The 8,621-nt window shown below is 41.4% G+C and carries 10 protein-coding genes and 1 rRNA gene; 4 read left to right on the forward strand and 7 right to left on the reverse strand.

What is annotated here, in order from left to right:
- Both AC1U9Z_RS17165 and hflX read right to left on the reverse strand, forming a co-directional pair.
- Positions 1-121 (reverse strand): 16S ribosomal RNA (locus AC1U9Z_RS17165); the annotation flags it as partial.
- Positions 122-490: 369 nt separating this feature from the next.
- Positions 491-1,744, reverse strand: coding sequence for a GTPase HflX (gene hflX / locus AC1U9Z_RS17170; RefSeq protein ID WP_479958447.1), 1,254 nt, complete (start codon positions 1,742-1,744; stop codon positions 491-493).
- A 263-nt stretch (positions 1,745-2,007) separates the two neighbouring features.
- On the opposite strand from hflX, the gene AC1U9Z_RS17175 reads away from it, so the two are divergent.
- Both AC1U9Z_RS17175 and AC1U9Z_RS17180 read left to right on the forward strand, forming a co-directional pair.
- Entirely contained in the window at positions 2,008-2,877 is an 870-nt protein-coding gene (locus tag AC1U9Z_RS17175) for a L,D-transpeptidase family protein (protein ID WP_479958448.1), read from the forward strand.
- 15 nt (positions 2,878-2,892) lie between these two features.
- The gene (locus AC1U9Z_RS17180) at positions 2,893-3,912 is read left to right on the forward strand and encodes an alpha-hydroxy-acid oxidizing protein (RefSeq protein ID WP_479958449.1); all 1,020 of its coding nucleotides are present in this window, start codon (positions 2,893-2,895) and stop codon (positions 3,910-3,912) included.
- Positions 3,913-3,954: 42 nt separating this feature from the next.
- Here the strand turns inward: AC1U9Z_RS17180 and AC1U9Z_RS17185 are convergent, their stop codons facing one another.
- Both AC1U9Z_RS17185 and AC1U9Z_RS17190 read right to left on the reverse strand, forming a co-directional pair.
- The gene (locus AC1U9Z_RS17185; protein ID WP_479958450.1) at positions 3,955-4,593 is read right to left on the reverse strand and encodes a CBS and ACT domain-containing protein; all 639 of its coding nucleotides are present in this window, start codon (positions 4,591-4,593) and stop codon (positions 3,955-3,957) included.
- 124 nt (positions 4,594-4,717) lie between these two features.
- On the reverse strand, positions 4,718-5,347 hold the full coding sequence (locus AC1U9Z_RS17190; protein WP_479958451.1) for a flavin reductase family protein: 630 nt from the start codon (positions 5,345-5,347) through the stop codon (positions 4,718-4,720).
- Between the two features lie 102 nt (positions 5,348-5,449).
- Here AC1U9Z_RS17190 and AC1U9Z_RS17195 point away from each other — a divergent pair, with 102 nt between their 5' ends.
- Positions 5,450-5,584: a hypothetical protein gene (locus AC1U9Z_RS17195; protein WP_479958452.1), complete on the forward strand. Its 135-nt coding sequence runs from the start codon at positions 5,450-5,452 to the stop codon at positions 5,582-5,584.
- 40 nt (positions 5,585-5,624) lie between these two features.
- On the opposite strand, the gene AC1U9Z_RS17200 is transcribed toward AC1U9Z_RS17195, so the two are convergent.
- Positions 5,625-6,347, reverse strand: a complete 723-nt coding sequence (locus tag AC1U9Z_RS17200; protein ID WP_479958453.1) for a class I SAM-dependent methyltransferase — start codon at positions 6,345-6,347, stop codon at positions 5,625-5,627.
- Positions 6,348-6,628: 281 nt separating this feature from the next.
- Here AC1U9Z_RS17200 and AC1U9Z_RS17205 point away from each other — a divergent pair, with 281 nt between their 5' ends.
- Positions 6,629-6,838: a hypothetical protein gene (locus AC1U9Z_RS17205; protein WP_333531703.1), complete on the forward strand. Its 210-nt coding sequence runs from the start codon at positions 6,629-6,631 to the stop codon at positions 6,836-6,838.
- Between the two features lie 42 nt (positions 6,839-6,880).
- On the opposite strand, the gene sdaAA is transcribed toward AC1U9Z_RS17205, so the two are convergent.
- Together sdaAA and sdaAB are read right to left on the reverse strand one after the other, a co-directional pair.
- The gene (gene sdaAA / locus AC1U9Z_RS17210; protein WP_479958454.1) at positions 6,881-7,765 is read right to left on the reverse strand and encodes an L-serine ammonia-lyase, iron-sulfur-dependent, subunit alpha; all 885 of its coding nucleotides are present in this window, start codon (positions 7,763-7,765) and stop codon (positions 6,881-6,883) included.
- A 17-nt stretch (positions 7,766-7,782) separates the two neighbouring features.
- Positions 7,783-8,448, reverse strand: a complete 666-nt coding sequence (gene sdaAB / locus AC1U9Z_RS17215; protein ID WP_479958455.1) for an L-serine ammonia-lyase, iron-sulfur-dependent subunit beta — start codon at positions 8,446-8,448, stop codon at positions 7,783-7,785.
- Between the last annotated feature and the right edge of the window lie 173 nt (positions 8,449-8,621).

Raw genomic sequence — 8,621 nt, forward strand, 5'->3', positions numbered from 1 at the left:
TTACTCACCCGTCCGCCACTAAGTATAAAATTCGCAAGCTTCCTTTTATACTCCGTTCGACTTGCATGTGTTAGGCACGCCGCCAGCGTTCGTCCTGAGCCAGGATCAAACTCTCCGTAAAATATCTTGCAATATCTTAAGAGTTTTTTGGCTCTTTCTTATCTTGATTTACTCGCTAGCGTCTTTTAATAACGCTTGACGAGGATGTTTTTTGTGGTCGTCTTAGTTTCGGGGGTTAACCCGACTTTTGACTTGACCTGTTTTTCATCCATCATCTGCTGTTTAGTTTTCAAAGACCGTTCGTTTTGCTTGTCCCGATCTCGCGACCGGAAGCTTATCTTACCACTCTTCGCATGTTAATTTCAAGTGGTAAATTTTTGTTTGTTGCGTCTTGTCAGTTGTTATCAGACAAGCCCTGCAACGTTTTTAATGATAACATAACGTTTTTGAAGAGTCAAGTTGGAAAATAACTTTTTGTCGGGAAATGTTTTTATAGCTGTTTTTTAATTCTCTCAGCCCAAATGCTGCTGACCTCTACCTCCATTTCGATCCCTTGGGGTGTGAATTTTTCATGCAAAACCTTTCCCTTTTGATGAAGGATTGCCGTTAGGTTCGATTTCGCGTAGGGTACGGTCAGTTTTAGTACAGAATACCTCTGCTTTAAAACAGCAGTTATCCTATCTAATAGCTGTTCCATTCCCTCATTATTCGCTGCAGAGATATAAACCTTTGGGTTTTCCGTAAAGGGAAGTTCCTGCACGTCCTTTATTAAATCTATCTTATTAAACACCATTATGATTGGCTTATCGAAAACATTTAGGGATTGCAATACAGCTTCTACTGCACGAATTTGCCCTTCGTAATTGGGGTGGGACGCGTCAACCACATGAAGGAGTAAATCGGCCTCTTGAACTTCTTCTAAGGTTGCACGAAAAGCGGCAACTAGATGGTGGGGTAAATTCTGAATGAAACCAACTGTATCTGACAGTAACAAAGTATCATTATTCGGCAAGGATATACATCTTGTCGTGGGGTCCAGGGTTGCAAAAAGCTTATCTTCCACCAAAACATTTGCTCCCGTTAAGGTTCTTAATAATGTACTCTTGCCTGCATTGGTGTAACCAACAAGGCTAACCAATGGCAACGGTTCACTTTTCCTATTCTTTCTTAATAGGCTTCTGTGTCGTTGCACTTCCCTTAGTTCTTGTTCAAGATCGGATATACGCTTCCTGATTCTTCTTCGATCTACCTCAAGCTTCGTTTCGCCGGGTCCCCTTGTACCAATACCGCCGCCTAAGCGTGATAGCTTTATACCCTGACCGGTTAAACGAGGTAATAGGTATTTAAGCTGCGCTAATTCCACTTGTAATTTTCCCTCTTTTGTTTGGGCCCTTCGGGCAAATATATCCAAAATCAATTGTGTTCGATCAATAACCTTAACCCCTAAACGATCTTCTAGGTTTCGCGCTTGGGCAGGTGATAACTCCCTGTCATTGATAACAATATTGGCTTCGGATTCCTGACAATATACTGCCAGTTCCTCGACCTTTCCTTTACCAATAAAGGTTGCCGAATCAGGGCGCTGTCGACTTTGTATAAACGTCCCAACGACCACTGCACCCGCAGTATCCGCCAAACTAGCCAATTCATCTAACGAATCTTGTACTTCCTGTTCCTTAGAACCTGGCAGTTTAACTGCCACCAGTATCGCTCTTTCCTCAATAGTCGTTAATATATCGTGCAAACCGATGCTCTCCTTTTTTAATCTCTTGTCCGATTATAACTTTTGTTCCCTCAAGTAGCAACCAATGTTTTCTATTCCATAAATATACAATCTTTTCTTTCATAGTTAACCTCGCAGCTTAATAGTATGTATTAGCTGACTTATAAGGAGGGGTAATTACGTTATTTAATAAATGCTTTTTTTGGCGTACGGCATTAGCCCTTTGCACGGCTGTGTCGTTCTTTGTTTTCGCGCCCGCCGCCGAAGCAACAGAAAAAAACCAAATGATCATTATCAACAAAAAAACAAATCAACTAGGTTATTATGAAGAGGGTTTGCTGGCCAAGGTATTCCCTGTGGCCACAGGCAGACAGCGCAACTTTACGCCCGAAGGGAACTTCAAGATCATCAATAAGCAAGTAAACCCACCCTATTATAAGAAAAATATTCCCGGTGGAAGTCCTTATAATCCCCTAGGGACTCGTTGGTTAGGTCTGAGCGCTCCTGGGGGTGCTTACGGTATACATGGGAATAGCAGCCCCTCATCCATTGGTACCTATGCCTCCAACGGCTGTATCAGGCTTCATAATCAAGATGTTTTATGGCTTTTTGACCAGGTCCAAGTGGGTATACCGGTTATTATTGTCTGGAATGATATTGATTTAAACGAGGGATTTGTTGACACAAAGCCTATAAAGTTATACCTTAATAATGAACCAATCATCGTTGGTGAGGAATCTAAATTATTTTCTAAACAGAATCAACCCTATATCCCCTTAAAGCTATTATGTCAAGTATTTGGTTATTCACTTAATTGGGATAATGCTAACAGGACAATTAACGTAACACAACCAGGTTTTATTGCACAGTTGACCTCCAATGGGCAGGCTGCATTAATAAATGGTCAAAGCCTTTCCTTAAAAGACATTCCCATTGTAGTTGAGGGTACGACATTCGTTACATTGTCTACCATTCATCAAATCTTTCACACCGATGCCCAGTGGAAACCGGATACCAGGGAGCTTTTTCTTTCGTTAATCCCACCGGATACCATGCCAACAGATGCATCCACTGCTTCAGAGACTAGCGATCATATGTCTAGCATGGAACCCCAGGTGGAAAAAACCTTACAAAAAACAAATTCTAAAATGTAGGAGTGATTTTGGCAGATGGATTTTAACACACTAAAAACTCAGGCAAAAGAAAAACTTAAGGGCTATTGTCGTGTTTGCCCTGTCTGCGATGGCCGTGTTTGTGCCGGAGAGGTTCCCGGTATGGGTGGCACGGGTACCGGTATAGGTTTTAGAAATAACCTAGCTGCTTTGGCAGCATATAACTTAAACATGAGAACTTTACACAACGCAAAGGACCCCAATATCGAAGTCGAATTGTTTGGCTCGAAGCTTTCCTCTCCCATTATGGCTGCACCCATGACCGGTACCCCATATAACATGGGTGGTTCAATATCGGAAAAAGATTTTATTGGGATGATTGTTTCTGGCAGCAAGGAGGCAGGAACCCTGGGTTGGACAGGTGACGGCGCTGACCCCGAAATGTATAACTCCGGTCTGGAAGCGATTATCTCCGAACAGGGGCATGGAATTCCCATCATTAAGCCCAGGGAACAAGGAGTAATTATTGAGTGCATTCGACGGGCTGAAAAAGCCGGTGCCAAAGCAGTGGGGGTGGATATTGACGGTGCCGGTCTGATTACGATGGCCCTTAAAGGTCAGCCGGTAGGCCCAAAAACGAAGGAAGAAATAAAAGAACTGGTGGCTGCTACCAACCTCCCCTTTATCCTTAAAGGGATTATGACAGTTGATGAAGCCATCACCGCAGCAGAAGCGGGGGTTCGTGCTATCGTCGTGTCCAACCATGGTGGACGCATATTGGATTTTACTCCTGGTGCAGCTGAGGTACTTCCCTCTATCGTTGAAGCCGTACAAGGAAAAGTTACCATCATTGCCGATGGTGGTGTACGTACTGGTGTAGATGTCCTGAAACTTCTGGCCTTAGGAGCAGATGCTGTACTGGTAGGAAGACCTTTGGTGGTTGGTGCCTTTGGCGGAAACACGGAAGGGGTTAAGCTGATACTCAATAAAATGGCTTCGGAACTAAAACAAGCTATGATTTTAACTGGTTGCAATACCATCAAAGATATTAATAAACAGGTTCTCTATAAGGGGTAAATAAAAACCTCCGAATTTAATTCGGAGGTTTTATTATATTGGTTAACTGATTGTACAAGAAATTACTGGAATCCCTCTGGACTCTAATTCCTTTACCAAAGGTTCTGGTTCTATGGTGCTAACCCGCACAACCATGTGCACAACATCATTGGCTTTTCTATGAATAACGAGGCCCCTAATGTTAATATTCATATCTTTAATAATTTCTGTTAATTCTGCTATGGCACCCACTCTGTCGTGAATTTGCAGCACAAGTCTCGTACCGGCTTTCCTTATGCAGAAAAAGTCAATGAAAGCATCAAAGATATCCGTTTGGGTAATGATCCCCACCAGTTCATCGTCTGCCATTACCAACATACTGCCAATTTTATTATCCCTCATAATCAGTGCTGCTTCTTCCACCGTTGTCTCAGGATGCACTGTAATGGGGTCTTTTACCATAACTTCTCCCACGACCATCTTAGTAAGAAGGTAATTCATCTCAAAAATACTTAATGTAGTGGCTGGGGAAGGTGTGACTGTTAATAATTCTCTTTCCGTGACTAATCCCACCAAGCGACCCTTATCCGTAATAGGCAGTTGGCGAATTTTTAACTTCTTCATTTTTTCAAGGGCTTCAAGAATAGGAGTATTTTTAGAGATGGTAATCGGTGATGTGGTCATGCAATCTTTAACAAACATTAGCCTACCCCCCTTAACCTTTATTAACACCAACTTTTATTAACATCAATTGTAATAGAAAGTAAAAATAGTCGCAAGAAAAATGTTTATATTTGGTACTATAATTGAGCAATATTTTAATTATTCAAAATCTTAATTCCTGTTTGTACTCATCATAGGTCAATTGAGGTTTATTTAAATTTAAAGAACCGTCTATTACCTTTGCTACAAATAAAGTATGACTATCAAATTCCACTGTGGACCCATGCTCAACCTCACATTCATAATAGCCTAGGCAACCATCGATAACGGGGCAACCAGAATTCACAAGCTTATAGGTGTAATTTTCCAGTTTATTTACCTGTCGACCAGAGTTGCGCCCAAAAAAATGGGCTATTTTACCTTGGCTTTTGGTTAATGGGGCGAGGGTGAAAAATCCTGTTTCCTTAATCAAGTCGTGGGACAGGTTATTTTTATTAATAACCACCGCAACTCTTAAAGGACAAAAGTTTATTTGCGTTACGCTATTGCAACACATGACATTGACCTTATCATCAAGGGCTGAACCCACCAGATATAAAAAACTATTTAGACTGGGCATTCCTAAATATTTTTCAAAATCCAAAGTTTTATTTTGATCTTGTTTAGGTATAAGTACATGTCGGTTCGCTTCACTATTACACTTGCTACATTGGGCTGGGGGTTTTTTTCCATAGGCCTTTGAGCCACAGAGGGAACATCTCCATAAATATATTTGCCAATTCTTTTGTGCCATGCTCTACCTCCTTATTATTACTGGCCAATGTCCCTAAGATTATTGTATTATGAAATATTGTTGTCGATTTAGGAAACACTAAAAATAAAGGGGGAGTAAACGATGAAGCAAAAGCAACAGAATCCACATGGGCTAAAACCTAAGCCCTATAAAGTTTCCTTAGGAGAAATTTTTGTTGGTGAAGGAAGTGGCGGTTGCCGAAAAGAAAACACGGAAGAAAACAAACCAACAAAATAAATCTATACTTTATAGGTCAAGGCATTGTCAAAGACATGCCTTATTTTATTTTTCTAACCACCATCACCTGGGAAACCCCAATGGGAATATTCGTAAACCTTAAAATAGCCCCCTCCATTCTTAATAAGGCAAACAAAAGCTCATTAACAACTCCCATTCCAAATTCGAAATCCGTTTCTTTTTGAAAGAGTGGGTGTTTGCCCATTTTCCTAATAAACCAGATCGGGGGTAAAAGAAAAAAATTAAAATAAGTTGTTCTCTCCATGGAGAGGTCAAACTCCCTCATAAGTTTGCTAAAATCACCGCGATTATATCTCCTATAGTGGTTATTTAAATCATCATGTTTACCCCAGAGCCAGCTAAAGGCCGGAACAGTAAATAGTAGTATACCTCCTGGGCGAACTACCCTTACTAATTCTTTTAGGGCAGATCTTTCATCCGACAGATGTTCCAAAACATCCAGGCAAAAAACTAGATCAAAGGCATGATCTGCAAAGGGAAGATTATCCACACTTGCACAGTAGGCAGATAGTCCGATATTACGACAGTGTTCCACCATTTCCCGTGAAATGTCTACCCCAATTACCGATCCATATTTTGACATATATTCCATTGTTCCCCCAGCACCGCAACCGGCATCCAGCATATTAATTTTAGATCCCAAGAAAGGCAAAGCTAATTTTCCAATAATTTCTCTTCTTCCCTTATACCACCAGTGAGTTTGTTCCATGTCAACCATTTTTAGGTAAATTACATTGTTCATAGGCTATATTTTATCTAAAATATGCCAATCCTATTCTACGACATTAATATCCTATCTGTAGAATCAATGTCGAAAGCCTCTTTCATATCGACAAAGCTACACAGAATTCTCCGAAGGTATCTAGGCCTATAATGGGGAATTGATTTATCGTAACACGATCAGAAGGCATAAGATTTTAAAGATGATAGTATAAGAAAGGCTACGGCTCGCCTGCCTGTGACCTTTAGGTCACAAGCAAACGAGCCAAGCTTTTCTAACAATAAAAAATGGAGGCGTAGTAAATGATGACTAATTTACAAAAACATATTGAAATAATCTCACAGGAACAAGTTGTTCACCTTAACAGTTTTCAGGAAATAAATATTATTAGCGATAATGAAACCATCCATCACATTAAAAAAATATCCAAGGATTCTGGATTGCCGGTTTCTAGAGTGGTAGAAGCTATGATCCGGGCAGCCCTTGAAGATGTACAAGTTGCTGCTGGATAAGGAAGAACCATTAAGGGCGGTGGAGTATTCCATCGCCCTTTTCTATTGCTGGTTTAGATTATGTACTTTTTTATTTAGCTCCTCCCCGGTTGGGGTTTTGGCCAAACCAGCCAACGAAGTTTCACGTAGACATGAAGGTAACATGGTTCCAATCTTATACATGGCTTCAATCACTTCGTCACAGGGAATTACACTTTTTATTCCCGCCAGTGACATGTCCGCTGCTACGATGGCTACCGCCGCTCCCATCGAATTTCTTTTTATACATGGTACTTCCACCAGGCCAGCAACCGGATCACAAACTAGCCCAAGTAAATTTTTCAAGGCCATAGCCGCTCCGTGGGCGCATTGCTCGGGTGTACCACCTGCCAATTGCACGATTGCTGAAGCTGCCATTGCTGCTGCAGCACCAATTTCTGCTTGGCAGCCACCGGCAGCCCCCGAAATGGTAGCATTATTGGCAATAACATAACCAATACCACCAGCATTAAATAAGGCCTCTACCAGTTCCCTCTGGGAACTGCCCAAGTGCTTTCCCGTTGCCAATAGGCAGCCTGGTAAAACCCCACTGGAGCCAGCGGTCGGCGTGGCTACAATGAGACCCATGGAAGCATTAACTTCGGAGGTGGCCAGTGCATAATTTACGGCATCGAGCACAACCCCTTGGCTAAGACCTTTGCCACTTTTGGCATATTCACCTAATCTTTTAGCATCACCACCCGTTATACCACTACGTGAAACGATTTCTTCATTAATTCCTTTTTCGACTGCCGCCTGCATCACCTGTAAACTTTTTTTCATGGTTGCAAATACCTCTTCCACTGGGCGTCCAGTGGCTTGAACCTCTTGTTCGATGACTATTTCACCAATGGATTTCCCCTGTTCTTGGGCAATATGTACTAACTCAGCAACCGTACGATATTTCATGCTTGCACCCTCTTGTCCTATGGATTGAGTAAAGCAACCTGATATACAGGCTCGATCTTTTTAACCTCTTCGATGATCCCCTCCGCTAAATCCTGATCCGTTTCAATAACCATGAGGGCTTGATCTCCCCTTGACCTTCTTGCCACCTCCATATGGCCTATATTGATTTCATTGCAGGCTAAAACCTGGGCTACCTTAGCAATGGCTCCAAAACGGTCATGGTGAAATACCAATAAAGTTGGACTTTCTCCGCTGAGTGATATTTTAAAGCCTGCAATTTCTGTTATTCTAATTTTACCCCCACCAACGGAAATACCAACCACCTCCAGTGACCCCCGCTGATCACTTAAAAAAACCTTAGCAGTATTTGGATGAAAGTCGGATTCCTCTGCCACGGTCTTAATAACGATGTCCACTCCAGACTCTTTGGCAAGCTGCAAAGAATGAACAATTCTTTCATCATCTGCATTTAGGTTTAAAATACCTGCAACCAGTGCAAGGTCTGTACCATGTCCACGATAGGTTTGAGCAAAGGAACCATAGAGGGTAATCTCAACTTTATTTGGTGCTCTGCCAAAAATCTCTCTGGCTGTCTTTCCTATCCTTGCTGCTCCAGCTGTATGAGAACTTGAAGGACCTACCATAACCGGACCAACAATATCAAATATAGAATGATAATGCATTGTAATCCCCTTAGACGGTTATTTTTATGGTAAAGATCATAACATTTACTTCGCTTTTTTCCAATGACTAGTAAAGTAGATAATCTCCGTGCAAATTTATTTTCCCGAATGTTGTTTATGTTTTCACTATTAGTATTTACTCTCCAAAAGAATAATGATATTCTAAATATAAT

The organism is Desulfotomaculum sp., assembly GCF_982386235.1.